This is a genomic window from Granulicella sp. dw_53 (assembly GCF_018449545.1).
GTDB lineage: Bacteria > Acidobacteriota > Terriglobia > Terriglobales > Acidobacteriaceae > Edaphobacter.
Window position 1 is genome coordinate 321,903 of the sequence record NZ_JAAVUR010000002.1, and the last position, 16,304, is coordinate 338,206.

The following is a 16,304-nucleotide window of genomic DNA, read 5'->3' on the forward strand; positions in this document are numbered from 1 at the left end:
CAAGCGCAATCGTTCTGTTCTACTGCTCTGCCAACACATCTTCATACACCGCCATATAGTCCGACGTCATCCGCTTCGCTGAGAACTCCCGTGCTATCAGATTATGTCCCGCGTTTCCGAGCTCGCGCCGGCGTGGGGCGTCTTGCAACAGAGAGACGATGGCACTCGACAGCGCCGCAACGTTCTCCGGCGGAACCAGCACCCCTGTAACCCTGTTCTCGATCACGCTGGGCACTGCTCCTACCGCAGTCGCGATCACCGCCCGTCCGCTGGCCAATCCTTCCAGCAAAGACATCGGCAGGCCCTCCTGCCGGGAAGACGACACCATCAGATCCAGCGACGCGTATACGGCGGGCATATCGGCACGCTCACCTGCCAACCAGACCTCGTTCTCCACCTCGAGCGAGACAATCAACGCTTCCAGACTTGCCCGGTCCGGTCCTTCGCCCACTACGACAAATCGTGCTTCGGGTACTTCCTTGAGCGCACTCGCTGCGGCTTGGAGAAAGAGATCGACTCCTTTCTCCCGTGCGAGCCGGCCCACCAAACCGACCAGCAGATTGCCAGCCGCCACGCGTTTACTTGCCTCGCGAAACGTCGGCGCTGCTCCCTCAAACGGCTCGAGGTTGATGCCGTTCCGAATCAGATGACTCTTCTTCGCATCGACCTTCGCCCGCAGTAGCTGGCTCTTTACCTCGTCTGAGACGGCTACCACGCCCGCAAACGCACGCAGTACGAGCCGATCGATCTTGCCATACAGCGTCACCATCCAGTCGTTGTCGTACCACGTATGGCAGGTGGAGACCATCGGAACGCCGCGGCCTCGTAGCGCCAGATAGACATAGATGTCCGCTTTATATCCATGCGCATGCACCACATCCGCCTGCGTCTCCGATACTAACGCGCGAATCTTCTGCAGAACCGTTCGGTCGAACTGCCCGGAGCAGGGAATCAGATGCGATTCGATCCCATTTTGCACCGCTACATCGTGTAGCTGTACGTTCACCTTTGCTGAGTTCTGAAATACGCCCAAGATGGAGCTATGTCCACTTCCGTTCAGTGTGTGTGAGAGGTTCAGAATGACCGCCTCCGCCCCATACATTCCACCGCTGCTGATGATGTGTAATACCTTCATGCGGGTTCGTCACTCTGAGGCTCGCTCCGGTTTACCAGAGCCCACAGCCGCGCGTACAGCACATCTCCCAGCACGCTCTTCGCCACGCCCTTCACTTTGTCCTTGCGCGCCAATCCATTCAACAATCCGCTCGCCGGATCGAGCACCCTCTCCATCCACTCCAGGCTCATCCCACCTACTACATTCAGTCGTCCGACCAACTCTTCATCCGAGCTTCTCTGCAGTTGCGGAATAGAGGTAAAGATCTGCTTGTATCCAGCCTCCCGGCAGGCTTCCAGCACACGCTTGTTATACCGTCCACCCGGCAGCGACATGGTAGGCACTGGCGCTCCCAACTCATCTTCCAACTTGAGTCTTGCGTCTTTTAGTTCCGTCTGAAGCTGTGTCGCGTTGCAGTGTGTCAGCAGAGTATGCGTCCAGCCATGCGCTCCGATCTCTTGTTGCGCGGCCTGTAACTCGCGCAGATCTGTCCATCCCATGTAACCGTCTCGTCTGCCCGTCCATCCGACGGTGATAAAAAAGCGTGCCCGCACGGCTTGCTCCTGCAAGATTGGTAGAGCGAGGTGGAGGTTCGAGATATGTCCATCGTCGAAGGTCACCTCCGGCACTACTTCCGACTGGGTGGCTCGCTGCATCTCTCCAAACAACTTCATCTGGCGGCTAAACTCGGAGCTCTTCACGACGTACGAGTACGAACTGTCCTCCGTGCGCAGCTCGTGGTAGAGAAAATGAAGTCGCTGCATGTGCTTATTCTGCTCCCGCCAAATCATAATCGTAGCTACGTTCCATCGTATCGCCAATGACACGAACGTCTGACGACGCACTAACAGGTTATTCGCCATCTGCATGCTATCCTGAGTCGCGCATTGCTCGTAGTTACAATTCGCCGTTGCTTCTGTGCTTCGGGCGAGTTTTATCGCACTTACAACCTGGCCCATCCAATTCGCGTAACTATTTTCTTTATGCCTTCCAACTGCACAACTAAGCCATTCCAAGCCAGCCGGTCCACCCCACAGGTCTGCCAATGAGCGCCGTTGTCCTCCTGCGTTCGGGGCCGAGCGATCTCACCGTGGATCTCTCGATCCCTCATGTTCTGCTCGTTGTCGACCAGTTTCCCAAGGCTCTTGGGGGTGGGGAGCGCATTGTGCTCAAGCTTGCGGCGCTTCTGCCTCGGTATGGGTTTCGGGTCTCGATCCTTACCTTTGCGGCGCATCCGGAGAGCTCGGCGCTGGTTGCGCCTCCTTGTCCTATCTATGTGCTGCCGCTTACGCGGACCTATGACCTTACTGCCTTCAAGGCTGCTTTTGCGTTGCGACGGTTTATCCGGGAGCAGAGGATTGTCATTGTTCAGACCTTCTTTGAGAGCTCCGATATCTGGGCGGGATTCGTCACACGCAGCCTTACCAGCGCTAAGCTCATCTGGAGCCGCAGGGATATGGGCATCCTGAGGACCGGAAAGCACCACCGGGCTTACAGGCTCATGGCAGGGTTGCCTCATGCGGTCTTCGCTGTCTCCAATTTGGTGCGGCAGCATGGCATCGAGGTGGATGGCATCGAGGCCAGCCGGGTCCAGACCATCTACAACGGACTCGACCTGGCCGACTGGATGGCTGGCAGCGGGACGCGTCTCCCGGGTGAGTGCCTCATCACGACTGCCGGTAATATTCGTCATGTCAAAGGGCATGACGTCTTCGTTCGGGCCGCGGCGCTGGTGGTGCAGCAGTTTCCTGACGCTACCTTCAGCATCGCTGGAGAGGTGCTGGAGCCTGCCTACTACGAGGAGCTGCAGGCGCTGGTCCAGAAGCTTGGGCTTTCTGGGCGCTTTCGCTTTGCCGGCGGAGTCTCCGATCTTCGCGGGCATCTTTCGCGTGCCGATGTGTTCGTGCTCCCGTCGAGGAGCGAAGGGTTCTCCAACGCCATCGTCGAGGCTATGGCCGCCGGGCTTCCCGTCGTCGCCACCGATGTGGGTGGAAACGCGGAGGCGGTGTCGGATGGGGTGACGGGGTTCATCGTCCCATCCGAGGATCCGGCGGCGCTGGCGGCGGCGATCCTCTCGTTGACGGTCGATCCGGAGCGGGCCAAGGCCATGGGGGCGGCGGGGCGGGAGCTGGCTGCTCTGCAGTTCACCACGGAGGCGATGATGTCCCGGACTACCCAGGCTTACCGGAATCTCCTGGAGGGGCGGCCCCCTTTCCCTGCCGGGTGACCCCCACCCCCCTTGCCCGGGTGTAACCTGATTTATTGCAACGAGATACGGGCTAGTGCCTGTTGCAAATTATTCTAAATACAAGGCTTATGGCCAAATAGGTGCAGTGGCTTGGGTTACGGCTTCTTCTGCTACAAGCGAAACCCTCGCGTGGGCGAGGGTTTTGCTTTTTTTCTCTATTTCTATTTTATCAAGTGGTCATAACTAACGTGCCACTTTGCTTTATTTATTATCTATTTTAGTTTGTGTGGGTTAGCGATTTTTTTGGGTTTGGTGAGGGTTGACAGATTTGGCGAAGAAAAGCAAAAGTGAGGGCGATCGATCTGTCATTTCGGCTTCGTCTGTACTCCGGCGTTACACCCTAGGCTATGACTGCAACTCCCAGAGCTGATCGCCGTTCGGAAAGCGCTGCGCGAGCTTATAGTGCGACTCTATCCAGGCGTAGAAGGAATCCAGGATATGGCTCTGCGCGGTATCGAAGGTGATGTCGGAGGCGGGCCGAAGGACGACGTAGCGGACGCGATTATCACTTAGTGCATTAATGGCGTTGGTGAGGAACTCGGGCCTCGTTACGTTGGATTGGCGGAGATAGTCCATGTAGACGGGACTGCGGAGGCCGAGGGGAAGGTAGAGATCGACGCTGAAGGCCTGAAAGAATAGATCGCCGGGGCGCGTGAGCTGGGCGAGGGTGCGGAACTCCTCTTCCTCCTGGAGGCTGAGCGCTATCCGCCCGGTCGGCAATGACGCGATGCTGCTATGTGTTGCGTGGTTGAATATGGTCTGCCGTATCCCCGAGACCACCGCCACGGACCAGAGCGCTGCGATGACGAGGCGGGAGAGATGTGGCCGACTCTGCAGAAAGTATGCCAATGCCGCGAAGAAGAGGATCATGGCAGGCAGGAAGTCTGCGTAGAGCCGTATCCAGGTAGGCCGGGTGACGACCTCTGCCATGAGCAACAGACCGGAGGATGCGAGCAGAACGGCAGGCATTCGCTGGTCCCAAGGACTCGTCTTTTTTCGCAGGCGCGACGCCCACAGAAAGCAGACTGCGGCCGGTGGGACGCACACCAGAATCAGATAGAAGATGACATTCTCCAACTGGATAAGGGAGAGGCCGTGGGGGATGACATGCTTCAAGGCTACGAGGGGATTGGTGTCAACCCGGCGCTCGTAGAGCTGGGGAAATACGATCTGAAAGTACCAGAGGGTGCGCCAGCCGACGCGCATAAGAGTGGATGCGCTAAGAAGAAGCCAGATGAGAATAGCGGACCCTAGCAGGCTTGCTTGTTTGCGAAGCATGGCCGCCTGCGAGGACAGTGATGTGCGCTCGTAAGAGAGCGAGACCGCGAAGGCGAGCCATGCCGCAGCTCCCGCGGTCTGCGTAAAGAAAGTGGCTATGCCGATCAAGCCGCCTGCGATGGCTGCACGCGAGGTCGAACGCTCCGGGATAACGACAACGATGGCCAGAAGAATGGCCAGAAGGCTGAACCAGTGATGGGTGGCGTCGAGCCATCGGCCGTAGATGAAGACGACGAAGAGGACGGCGGTCAGATTGGCCCATTGCCGGGGCATGATGCGACGGCAGAGGTGAAGGGCCAAGTACGACAGCGAGGTGCCGAGCAGCAGGTTCACCAGTGCGGGAACCCAAGTGTGTACGCCGAACAGGCGGAAGGCGAGAAAGAAGATGTAGTCGATGCCTGGGGCGTTGAACTGGAAGAAGTCGCGGTAGATGCTCAGCCCTTCGCCCATGCGTAAGCCATCGAGAACGAAGAGCCCGTCGTCGCTGACGATCAGGTGTGGGACGCCGTGTAAGGTGAAGAGATTGAGGAACAGATAGGCTGGGATCGCGAGTAGTAGAAAGGCGTCAAGCAACTGCTGCGCCTTGGAACGATCGCGGAGGGTAACGCTGTATTCCGAATTAGCTGACGTAGTACTGGGCATAGGACATCGCGTTTTTTATGGATGAAGAGAGCATGTTAGAGCCATGAAACGGAGGCGCTTCGCCTCTCCTTTTATACCTGATACGAAGGCTTGGCTCGGTTACATTAGCCTGATTGGCGTTGGCTGCTATCGCACGTATGGGATCTCATGCCGGGAGCTGGCGGAGATGATGAAGGAATGCGGGTGTAAGTCGACTCGTCCACAGGGAGTCCGTTTTTGGGAACCGGCTCTTCCAGCTTGCGGCATCATGTCAGATCGATATGGGACGAGCATTTCATTCTCGGTTAATGCGACAGAGCTGATGCGTATCGTTGCTTATCTATGGGATAAAGGACGTTAACATATGTAAATTACGGAGGAGGAGGAGCCATGCACCTGGTCTGCCGGCAGTGCGCCACGCGATTCACCCCAGAACTGCAGTTGGTGCCGTTCGAGACGCGAAACGAGACCATAGAGGAGGACTTCCTCCCCCCTGGAGGCCTGATGCAGTCGGAGAGTTCCTTTTATTTCGACGACAACGTCGGAAACTTCATCGCTAATATAGCCGACACGCAAAACATGAAGCTGACCTCAGACATCACCCGCCTATATGGTTGCTGCGGCCCCGGCGGCGGCCACGGACCCAACCTGCAATGTGAGATCTGCGGCACCTATGTGGCGACCAAGGTGGAAGATTGCTGCACGCCACACTACATCTTCTTCGATCCGAGCACGACCCAAGCAGCCATGAGCGAGGGCGAATGAGCACTTTTCTTGTTGGCAGAGAGAATTCGCTCCTAGTGCTCTTTCAGAGCCTGCCCGAGGGTAGCCGACGTTTCTGGGAGTTCTTCACCGTCAATATCCGCAACCCGAACACCCGTCGCGCCTACTTCAAAGCCGTCTAGAAGTTTTCCTCCTGGTGTGAAGAGAAAAATGCATAGCGGATTTCTCCGGGGTGACACCGATGTACGTTGCGGCGCGCGTCGAAGAGTTCGGCGGCACGCCTCGAAGCCTAACCGTCAAACAGCACCTGGCGGGCTGTGTTGCATCGACATCTAGCGGTGGTGGCAGGTGTAGCTTTTGCTAGATGTCGATGCCTGGTCCTTATGACGACTTAGCAGCGAACTACCTTTGGAGACTTGATTCCTTTGGTTGCGTTGCGGGTGTCTACGACCAGTTGCGACTCGTCTACGATTCGCTGGTAGTCGTAGTCGGTGTGGTCGGTGAGGATCATGACGCAGTCGTACTGGCCCAGGTTCTCGAGGGGGGTAGAGGTCATGTTGAGGTTGTAATGGCGTCCGCGGCCTACGGTGGGGAAGTAGGGGTCGTTGTAGAGGACTTCGGCACCCTCTGCACGCAGGAGCTCAATGACGGTCAAGGAAGGGGATTCGCGGAGGTCGTCGATGTCCTTCTTGTACGCCATGCCGAGCATGAGGATTTTGGAGCCGTTCATCGCCTTCTTGTGCTGGTTGAGGGCTCGTACGACGGCCTGGACGGCGTGCTCCGGCATGGACTCGTTGACCTCGCCGGCGAGCTCGATGAAGCGGGTGTTGAAGTCGTACTCTTTCGCCTTCCAACTGAGGTAGAAGGGGTCGATGGGAATGCAGTGACCGCCTAGTCCGGGGCCGGGGTAGAAGGCGTGGAAGCCGAAGGGCTTGGTGGAGGCCGCGTCGATGACTTCCCAGATGTCTACGCCCATGCGGAGGGAGAGGAGCTTCAGCTCGTTGACCAGTGCGATGTTGACGCAGCGGTAGATGTTTTCGAGCAGCTTGGTCATTTCGGCTACGCGGGTGGAGGAGACTCGTACGGAGCGGGTGAAGATGCCCTCGTAGAGGACGGCGGCGAGCTCGGTGGCGATCTCTTCGTGTCCGCCGACCACTTTGGGAATGTTGTGCCGCGCGACGGTGGTGTTGCCGGGGTCTTCGCGCTCGGGGGAGAAGGCCACGTAGAAGACGCCCTTCTCGGCGGCTTCGCCCTTGGACTGGACCTTCAGGCCCTGGGTGTTTCCGGCTTCGAGGACGGGGATCAGCAGCTCCTCGGTGGTTCCGGGATAGGTGGTGCTCTCGAGGATGACGAGCTGGCCTTCGCGGATCCAGGGGGCGGCGGCCTTGGCGGTGTTCTCGACGTAGCTCAGGTCGGGTTCGCGGTGCTCAGTCAAGGGAGTTGGAACGCAGAGGATGATGGCGTCCATCTCGGTGAGGCGCGAGAAGTCGGTGGTCGCTTGCAGACCCTTCTTGCGTGCCTCTTCGATCTCGGTGTGTTCGATGCGGAAGATGTAGGAGCGACCTGCTTCGAGGTCGGTTACCTTCTTCTCATCGATGTCGAAGCCGGTGACCTTGAAGCCGGCTCCGGAGAGGAGAAGCGACAACGGCAATCCAACGTATCCGAGGCCGATGACACCAATTTTTGCGGTGCGGCTTTCCAGGCGCTGCATGCGTTCCTGGGCTATAAGCGGAAGGACAACTTCACTGGTCAACATATCCACGATTATCGCATTCCTCTTTCGTAACTTGGATTTTTATGCAGAAGATAACTCAGCTTTCGCGATCCTCGCTCCATTCGGGGCTTTGATGCGGTTCTTCGGGATAGCTATAAATATTTCGATCTACAAGAATTCATGAATTGAAGTTGCCGGAGTCAGATATAGTGTTGTGCAGTGCTGACTTACAGCCGACTATTGAATCGCGTTCTGATTTGGTGTCTCCCAACTGCACCAAAGTTGCATGGACGCAAACGAATGTCCTTGCCAGACTAAGTTCTTGCTGTGCACCGGCTCCCCGATCTCTACGCCGCCACAGGAAGACTCGGCTTGCTTCACCAGAACCCAGGAACTATACCGCTGGGCGGAGGATTCATGGCACGTTACCTCATCACCGGAATTGCCGGTTTTATCGGCTCGTCTCTTGCCCATGCTCTTGTCGAGCAGGGACACACCGTCCAAGGCGTCGATAACCTGTCGACGGGAAACCTGGATAACCTGGCCGACATTCGCGATCAGATCTCTTTCCAGAAGATGGACATTCAGGATGTCCAGGGCATGAAGGAGGCTTGTCAGGGAGTCGAGGTTATCCTTCACCAGGCTGCGCTTGCCTCGGTGCCGCGATCGGTCAAAGATCCAGTTACCTCGCACGAATCGAACATCAACGGCACACTGAACACGCTTGTGGCTGCCCGCGACGCTGGCGTTCGCCGTATCGTGTATGCGGCGTCTTCGTCGGCGTATGGAGATCAGCCGACCCAGCCTAAGCACGAAGAGATGTTGCCCATGCCGCTCTCGCCCTATGCGGTGCAGAAGCTGACCTGTGAGTACTACATTCAGTCCTTCCATCGGGCGTATGGGCTGGAGGGTGTTTGTCTGCGCTACTTCAACATCTTTGGGCCTCGTCAGGCAGCGGACTCGCCTTATTCGGGCGTTATCGCGCAGTTCACCTACAAGATGATGGAAGGTGTTACTCCTACGATCTTTGGCGATGGCCTTACGAGCCGCGACTTCACCTACATCGATAATGCCGTCAGCGCGAATCTGCTGGCCGCGGTTGCGCCGCGTGAGGTGGCTACGGGACGCGTCTTCAATATCGGAACGGGCAATAGCCATACCTTGAACGAGGTCTATGAGGTGATTGCGGAGCAGGTGGGCTTCAAGGAGAAGCCGCACTACGGTCCTCCGCGGGCCGGCGATATTCAGCACTCGCTTGCGAGCATCGAGCGGGCGAAGCGGGATCTTGGATATGAGCCCAAGGCTCACTTCCACGAGGGTCTGCGCAAGACTGTTGCGTGGTATCTCGAAGGGAAAGAGAAGAAGGACAGGGAGCTTGCGACTCTGTAGTTCAGAGTGCGCGTAGTAAGAGAGAGAGGCCGGACCTTTGTGGTCCGGCCTTTTTGTGGGCTTTACTTGCCGGCTTCCGTTCCCTGGATGAATGCTGCGACGTCGGCGTGGAACTGCTTCAGGACTTCATCGTTTACGTAGACCATGTGTCCGCTGGGGTAGTACTTGTAGCTAATGTTCTTCTGCAGCGCCAAGGGAATGGGGAGATGATGCATCTCGAACTTGCCCTCGAAGTAAGGCGTGGCCAGATCGTAGTATCCACCTGCGAGTAGGACCTTCATCTTCGGGTTCGACTTCATGGTGAGGGCGAGGTCCGGCATTACATTGACGCCGCCTTCTCCCTGGCCGACGGGAGGTCCGCCGGGAACCTGATGGCGCAGGTCCCAGGTGAAGCCGGCGTCCATGTATGCTCCCGGCTTGTAGGTCTGATCGGAGCCGTACTTCAGCTCGGTGCGCATGTACTGGTTGATGGCGGTGGTGTATGCGGAGCTGATGGCGTTGCTTTGCGGATCGTACTCGGCCTCTTCGCTGGTGGGGTTGAAGTCGGGTCCCTTGTAGCGGGTGTCGAGACGTCCGGTGGTGAGGCCGTCGGCGTCCTGCAGGTTCTTGCTGAAGGCTCCGCCGCTTACACGGAGGTTGGCCTTCAGCAGATAGGCAACGGGTAGGCCGGTGTAGTTGTGGAGCTTCTCGGCGATGGCTTGTCTGCGTGCGTCGGGGAGGTCACTGCCCTGGAGGAGCGCGGCCATGTAGTCGCCCAAGGCGAACTGCTCTACCTCGGCGAGGAAGGGCTCGAGCGCGGCGGGAGGATTGGAGAGCTTCTTGTGGTAGAAGGCGCTAGCGGCGTAGGTCGGGAGAGCGAGGGCGTAGGCCTGGTCGACTCCGGGGTTCCATTTTGGGCCGTCGGCGCTGTTGTCGAAGCTGAGGATCGCCGAGAGGAGCACGATTCCGTTGAGGTCGACGTTCTGCAGGTCAGCGGATAGGACCGCGGAGCGCGGGGTTCCGTAGCTCTCGCCGAAGAGGTATTTGGGGGAGTTCCAACGCTCGTACTTGGTGAGGAAGCGGCGGATGAAGCGCTCGAAGGCGTGGGCGTCGGGGTCGGTGCCCCAGAAGGCTTTCTCTTTGTCCTTGCCCATGATGCGGCTGAAGCCGGTTCCGGGAGCGTCGATGAAGACGACGTCGCTGACGTCGAGGAGGCTGTAGTCGTTGTTCACGATCTTGTAGGGAGCGGCCTCATCGTGCTGGGTGTCGGTGGTGAGGACGCGTCTGGGGCCGAAGCTGCCCATGTGCAGCCACATCGTCGCGGAGCCGGGGCCGCCGTTGTAGAGGAAGGTGACGGGGCGGGTCTCTGATGGGGCGCCTTTTTTGAAGTAGGCGGCGTAGAACATGCGGGCCGTGGGTGGAGCGTCCTCGGGCTTGGCGGCGTCGGGGACGTTGACGCCGGTGTCGGGGAGCATCTTTCCGTCGAGGCCGATGAGGGCGTCCTGCGCGTCGGTGGCGCCTACGGTGATGGTTCCGGCTACGGCTTTGTAGGCGATCGTCTGGCCGCCGACGGTTACGGAGCCTTCGGTTGTGGAGTCTGCCGGGGCAGCGGTTGGAGGGGTTACGGGGGTTCCGCTTACGACCAGCTTGTCCTGTTTCTTCGCGGATTCCTGTTTGGCGGCATCACTTTTTTGTGCTGTTGCGATGCTGGTTATCCCCAACGTCAGAGTTAAACTGACGACTCCACAGACCTGACCAATCTTCATATTGCGATCTCACTTTCAAATTCTCGACTGGCCTTAAAAATACAATGAGATTTCGATAACAGTAAAGCCCCGGCTATCGCCGGGGCTTTGGGTTTAGGAGGGCTGTGAGTTTTAGAGGATCGCCCGTTTGTACGCTACTGCGATGCCGAGGCTCATCAGGCCGGTGGCTAAGAGCAGCACACTGGAGGGTTCGGGGACCTGGCTCGCTTCGGGGACGTTGACGTTGAAGTTTACCGTCGCCAGGATGTCCTGCGCCGATGCGTCCGCGCCTCCGAGGATGACGAAAGAGCCGGTGTAGAGGCCGGCAGCGGTCTCAGGGGGAAGGGAGATGGTGAAGAGCAGTCCGCTGAAGAAATCGCCTGCATCCAGGCTCAGAGGAAAGTTTGTGAGGAAGCCGGTGTCGTCCAGGGTGAGCGGCGAGTCGAGCGTGAGGCTATCGCCGTTCAGGAAGACGGTTCCGAGATTGGCGTTGCTGGCGTTTACGGTGGCGTCGAACGACAGGGTCGAACCAGCGCTCGCCGTCTGCACTGCGTTGCTCAGGTTCAGGGTGATGGTGTCGGCGAACGCGGATGTGGAGAGCAGGGAGGCTACTGCCAGCACCAGCATTGAGAGCGAGAGTGCCATTTTCTTGTTCTGCTTGTTGAACTTCGTCATTATCTTCATCATCGTTTCTTGTCCTAGGTCCCTAGATTTTTTGCTTCTTTGGTTTTGCGGATTCGGCGAATCTTTACTGCGGCAGTGTTGCCCGGATGCTGCCCGAGAAGGTGCCGCCTGTATAGGTGCCCGAATACTTCTCTACTGAGGTGGCTCCGGCTGCGGGGAAGGTTACGGTTCCCGTTGCCGATGCGCCTGGTGCGATGTTGCCGAGTGGTTGAGGAATAGGCATGCCTGATGCGCTGCCCAGGGTTGCGCTGGTTAGCTGTACGTTTTGCGCTGTGCCGGTGCCGCTGTTCTTGACTGTGAAGACTGCCTGATAGCCGCCGGAGACCTTGGTCAGCGAGGCGGTCGTGGATAGGGAGACGCTTCCTGCGACTGCTGCGGGAGGGATCGAGAGGTAGACGACAGCGGGGTCATGATCGCTGACGCGCTCGGGGCGGGTTGCATCGTTGAGGTAGACGAGCGGGAAGTCCGAGTCCATGTGGGCGTAGACCAGGCGCGTCTCGGATGGGACGAGGTCGCTGGTTACAACTACGTGGTCCAGGACTTGCGCGCTTCCGACTTCGACGTAGCTTTGGCGCTGCTCGGCGGGGAGCAGGGTTACGAGGTCCACAAGCACAGGGTTCGCCAAGCCGGAGACCGGCGGGGTGATGACCTGCGATGCCGGAACCGGGTTGCCCTTGATGACGCCGAGGGCGTCTACGAAGCCGTCGGAGAACTCGAAGGCGTTGTAGTCGCCGACTGTGACGACGTGCTCTCCTGAGGATTGATAGCCCTGTATGAGATTAGCTACAAACTCTGCCTGGGCCTCGCGCTTCAGGCGTACGGTCGCGCCGGTGTTGGTTGGGTCGTCCACGTTGATCAAGGAGCGCTGGTGGATTGCGATTACGGTGACGGGGTAGTCCGTGCCGCCGACGCGCTTGACGCCTGCGTGCAGGACCAGTGGAGGACGATCGTTGAGGATTGCCTGCGCTCCGCCAGCGTTGGTGAAGGTGGTGTCCTTGCCGAACTGCTCGCAGCGCAGCGTGTTGACTCGCGTGCTCTTGACCAGGAAGGCGACGTTGATGCCGCCGATGTCGTTGCCCTGGATGAGACAAGGAACGTAGGCGGGATCGGGCTGCGACGCGGCCGAAGCATCGGAGCTGATCCTCGCTGTCAGGTCGTTGAGTACGGCGAGGTTCTCGATCTCCTCCGCTCCGATGATGTCGGGGGAGTTGAGGATGTTGCGTACTGCGAGGGAGGCCTTCGCCAGGCGACGCTGATAGGCTGCCGTTGTCACGACGACTGCGGAGGAGGCTGAGGTTCCTGCCGAGTCTGCCTTGTCGTTGTAGAAGCGCTCCATGTTGAAGCTGGCGATGGTGAGCTCAGCGGGTGTCTGTGCGGGAACCGGCTGCGCGGTCATCAGTGGGGAGACGGACGGGTGGGAGGTCTTGTCCAAGAGGATCTCGGGGGTTCCGAAGGAGAAGTCCATCACGCCGACCAGACCGGTGAGCGTTGTGTTGCTGGTCAGGTCGATTGCGCCACCGCCAAAGGCGAAGCTGTCGATGTAGAGGATCTCGGGGTTGGAGTCCCAGACCGGAACGGTGGCTGGGATCGGCCCGAAGAGCGTATCCATGACGGAGACGCCGGGCTCGCGGAAGGGGCGTGGAATACCGGTTACGACACCGTAGAAGCGCCCGTTCGAGGTGTTGGTCTCGGTGGTCTCGGTCAGGTTGGCGTCGGTTCCGCTGGTGGTCGTAAAGGAGTCGATCGCGACGCGCATGCCCTCATACTTCGAGAACTGCTTTACGCCGCCCGAGGGTGAGTCCATCGCGGCTGTGATCTTGATGGGGGTGGGCAGCGGGTTTCCGGAGGTCAGCAGGGTGAAGGTCTGCGGTCCATCGATCTCTGTACCGGGGGTGAGGCCGGTGGTTGGGTAGGTGGCAACGAGGCCTGTTACTTGTACCTCTGCGCCTACCTGGATGAAGGAGGGTAGCGCGGTCGATCCTGTATAGACGAGGATTCCTTCCGGCGTTACAGGATTGGTGTCCGCGTCCTTTGCTTCCAGGTAGAAGCCGTTCGACTTCACGCCGATGACCAAGCCGCTTGTGGTTACGGTCTGGGTTGCGTAGGTGGAGGGCTTGTTGGCTTGAATCGTGCGAATGGATACGAATGAGGGGGCCGCCGTCGTCGTCAATGCGATGGATGCGGAGGCGGATCGCAGTTGCGTGTCCGATACCGTTATTGGGAGGCTGAAGGTGCCTGCCGTGGTCGGGATGAAGCTGTACGAGAAGACGTTGTCTCCTGAGGTCGCATCTCCGTGGGTGCCGTCGTCGTAGAAGGGCTGCGAAGCGGAGCCGCCTGCGGCGCTGAGATCTGCCGATACCTGGATTCCGGTGCTTGCGGGGGAGGTTGCTGGAGTTACAGAGGCTGTGAGAAGCGTAGCCGCGCCGGTCAGTGTGGAGGACGGGGTGGCCAGGGCTGTGGCTGCCAGCGTGCCGTTGCCGGGATTGCCTCCACACGGAGCCAATGTCGACGCTGAGTTATGCGGTACTGGCGCGCCTGTCGCGAAGTCGGATGCGTTGTTGTTCGTGGGCGTGCAGACGTTGGTCCGGATCGCCGCCGTCGAATTCGTCAGCGCCGGCGCGGGCGAACCCAGCGAGCAGTTCGCTGCGGTTGCCGTTCCTCCGTAGCCGATGTAGTCCAGTACGGTTGCGGCACTCGTCGGGCAGCCGCTTGTCCCGCTCAGCGCTGTCGTACTGCTGACGAGTGCCACCTTGCCCGCCGTCGCACTCATGGCGATGGACGCTGATGCGTCTGGGGTCGGCAGATTGGTGGTGCCGTTGGCACCGACTGCTTCCTGGATGAGGAAGTACTGTCCAGGCTGCAAGGTGAAGGACGGTAGCGCCGTCACCTGGTACGAGGTCCCTGTCCCGCTGGCGTATTGCACGCTGTATCCGGCCAGCGATACAGGCGCGGCGGTGGGATTGAAGAGCTCGATGAAGTCGTTCTTATACGTCGCTCCCGAGTTTCCTCCACCGCCATAGACCTGGGAGATCACTACGGATGTCTCTGTTGCGGCGCTGGCTGTTCCACTTAGGAGACCAAGAGCAGAGAAGAGCGCGAGAAGGAATGCGTAGGGACGAAACGAAAGACGATGGGGAGTCATGGCGGGATAGTACCCCACGAAATCATCAAAACCTTTGACAGTTGCATGAATCTTTTTCGTTGATCTATCAAGACTTACGGCGCACTTAATTGCAGAGATGAAGGAAGCGAATTCGACTTGGCGCAAGCTGCGAACTGGTTGGAGTTCCTGTTCTTTCCGGGCTTGCATACCGCTGTGGAGGGAAAAAGTCTTCCTTCCGTGTGCTCGGGAATTAATGTGGCCCTGAAAAAGAAGAAGCCCTGCTTTTGGGGCAGGGCCTCTGGTTATGCGTGGTGATGCTTAGGCGTTGGAGCGGCTGAAGCGGTTGGAGCGCAGGGCGAGGCCTGCGGCCAAAATGATGAAGCCCAGGATGCCGAAGAGAGGCAGGTGGGTTCCGGCGACGGGGAGGCTGGACTCGCCTGCGGTGGCGGAGATGAGGAGTGCTCCGGACTGGGGCGGTGTCTGGGGCGGAGTGGTGCCGGAGGCGTCCTCGGTGTCCAGGGTGGTCACCATGGTGGCTTCGACGAGAGTGCCCTTCTGGAGCTGGGCGATGGTGACGCTCTTTCCGTCCTGGGTGAAGGTGGTTCCGGCGGGGACGGTCAGTTCTTTAATGCCCTCGGTGAGTGAGAGGGTGACCTTATCGGGTGGGGAGACGAGGTAGACCTTGCCCTTGACGACGGAGACGTCTGAGACGACCTTGGGGGACGGCGCTGTGATGGGCTCGGTGAGTTGAGTGCCGGGCTTGAGGCCGTCGAGGCCGAGCTGCTTGCCCGCTACGGTGAAGCGGTAGGAGGCGGGGATGGTGTAGTTGAAGATCTTGCTGTCGGCGCGTTTGACGACGAGAGCGTCGCCGGAGACGTAGACGACGGTGGAGGCAGCGGTCTGTGCGGCTGCGGGGAGCACGGAGGCGAGGCCCAGGGTGGCCATGAGAAGCGGGGTGTTGGTGAAGCGGAGGATCGGCATGGTGTCGTCTCTTTCGTTTCGGGGTCAGGGGGTTGGTGGGGTCGGAAGGAGCGAGGCCTGCACGATGTAGCGCTGCGGGGCCGCTCCGACGAAGTAGAAGGGGTAACAGGTGACCAGGGTCAAGGTTGAGTCTGTTGTTTTGTTAAGGACGGATGTATCCGAAGGAAAGACTATTTTTATCTGGCGGACGAGATAACGGTCGGTCTGGCCGTGGCGGACGATCTCGATGGTGTCCCCGGGAACGATGTCCTTAAGGGGGCGGAAGAAGCCGTCGCGGTGGCCGGTGACGCCGATGTTGCCGGATTCGCCGAGACGTGCGGTGCCGGGGATGTGGCCGGCTCCGCGGTTGAGGGTGATGTCGTCGTCGCCGTCGAGGATGGGGACCTCGAGGCCGAGCCGGTGAACGCGGAGGATGGCTTCGGCTGGATGGAAGGAGAGGCCGAGCGTGTGCTGATAGGCGCGGATGCGGGCGCTGTCCCAGAGGCTATTGGAGGCGCTTTGGGCGCGAAACTGAGAGATGGCGAGACGGGAGAGGACGGTTCCGGTGACGGTCGGGACGAGGTACAAGAGCAGCAGCAGGGTGCCTGCTCCAATCAACATGGAGCCCATGGACGCTCGGGATACGGTCCGAAGATGGCGGGGCCAGTTCATGCTGTCCTTGTCGATACGGGTGTGTCTCTGAGTTTACCTTTGAGGGGTGCGGTTTATGGAGTTATTAAAACGGA

Annotated in this window: 13 protein-coding genes; 4 read left to right on the forward strand and 9 right to left on the reverse strand. The window is 59.2% G+C overall.

The window, feature by feature from the left end; translation table 11 throughout:
- Positions 1–19: 19 nt before the first annotated feature.
- Positions 20–1,135 (reverse strand): glycosyltransferase, encoded by a 1,116-nt coding sequence (locus HB393_RS04285; protein WP_213803911.1) that lies wholly within the window; start codon positions 1,133–1,135, stop codon positions 20–22.
- Positions 1,132–1,878, reverse strand: a complete 747-nt coding sequence (locus HB393_RS04290) for a polysaccharide deacetylase family protein (RefSeq protein ID WP_213803912.1) — start codon at positions 1,876–1,878, stop codon at positions 1,132–1,134. The genes HB393_RS04285 and HB393_RS04290 overlap by 4 nt, the downstream gene beginning before the upstream one ends.
- Positions 1,879–2,159: 281 nt before the next feature.
- Here HB393_RS04290 and HB393_RS04295 point away from each other — a divergent pair, with 281 nt between their 5' ends.
- Complete coding sequence (locus HB393_RS04295) at positions 2,160–3,341, forward strand: glycosyltransferase (protein WP_213803913.1); 1,182 nt, start codon at positions 2,160–2,162, stop codon at positions 3,339–3,341.
- Between the two features lie 366 nt (positions 3,342–3,707).
- On the opposite strand, the gene HB393_RS04300 is transcribed toward HB393_RS04295, so the two are convergent.
- Entirely contained in the window at positions 3,708–5,282 is a 1,575-nt protein-coding gene (locus HB393_RS04300; protein WP_213803914.1) for a hypothetical protein, read from the reverse strand.
- Between the two features lie 369 nt (positions 5,283–5,651).
- On the opposite strand from HB393_RS04300, the gene HB393_RS04305 reads away from it, so the two are divergent.
- Positions 5,652–6,026 (forward strand): hypothetical protein, encoded by a 375-nt coding sequence (locus HB393_RS04305; RefSeq protein ID WP_213803915.1) that lies wholly within the window; start codon positions 5,652–5,654, stop codon positions 6,024–6,026.
- Positions 6,023–6,166, forward strand: a complete 144-nt coding sequence (locus HB393_RS04310; RefSeq protein ID WP_213803916.1) for a hypothetical protein — start codon at positions 6,023–6,025, stop codon at positions 6,164–6,166. Before HB393_RS04305 ends, HB393_RS04310 begins: the two co-directional genes overlap by 4 nt.
- 209 nt (positions 6,167–6,375) lie before the next feature.
- Here HB393_RS04310 and HB393_RS04315 read toward each other — a convergent pair whose 3' ends face one another.
- On the reverse strand, positions 6,376–7,695 hold the full coding sequence (locus tag HB393_RS04315) for a nucleotide sugar dehydrogenase (protein ID WP_213803917.1): 1,320 nt from the start codon (positions 7,693–7,695) through the stop codon (positions 6,376–6,378).
- A gap of 420 nt (positions 7,696–8,115) precedes the next feature.
- On the opposite strand from HB393_RS04315, the gene HB393_RS04320 reads away from it, so the two are divergent.
- Complete coding sequence (locus HB393_RS04320; protein WP_213803918.1) at positions 8,116–9,087, forward strand: SDR family oxidoreductase; 972 nt, start codon at positions 8,116–8,118, stop codon at positions 9,085–9,087.
- 62 nt (positions 9,088–9,149) lie between these two features.
- Here the strand turns inward: HB393_RS04320 and HB393_RS04325 are convergent, their stop codons facing one another.
- The 5 genes from HB393_RS04325 to HB393_RS04345 form a co-directional block, all read right to left on the reverse strand.
- Complete coding sequence (locus tag HB393_RS04325) at positions 9,150–10,832, reverse strand: peptidase S10 (protein ID WP_255550784.1); 1,683 nt, start codon at positions 10,830–10,832, stop codon at positions 9,150–9,152.
- 111 nt (positions 10,833–10,943) lie between these two features.
- Complete coding sequence (locus HB393_RS04330) at positions 10,944–11,498, reverse strand: PEP-CTERM sorting domain-containing protein (protein ID WP_213803919.1); 555 nt, start codon at positions 11,496–11,498, stop codon at positions 10,944–10,946.
- A gap of 61 nt (positions 11,499–11,559) precedes the next feature.
- Positions 11,560–14,637, reverse strand: a complete 3,078-nt coding sequence (locus HB393_RS04335) for a lamin tail domain-containing protein (RefSeq protein ID WP_213803920.1) — start codon at positions 14,635–14,637, stop codon at positions 11,560–11,562.
- Between the two features lie 279 nt (positions 14,638–14,916).
- A complete protein-coding gene (locus tag HB393_RS04340; protein ID WP_213803921.1) occupies positions 14,917–15,579 on the reverse strand; it encodes a hypothetical protein in 663 nt (220 codons plus the stop codon).
- 24 nt (positions 15,580–15,603) lie between these two features.
- Entirely contained in the window at positions 15,604–16,188 is a 585-nt protein-coding gene (locus HB393_RS04345; protein ID WP_213803922.1) for a class D sortase, read from the reverse strand.
- Between the last annotated feature and the right edge of the window lie 116 nt (positions 16,189–16,304).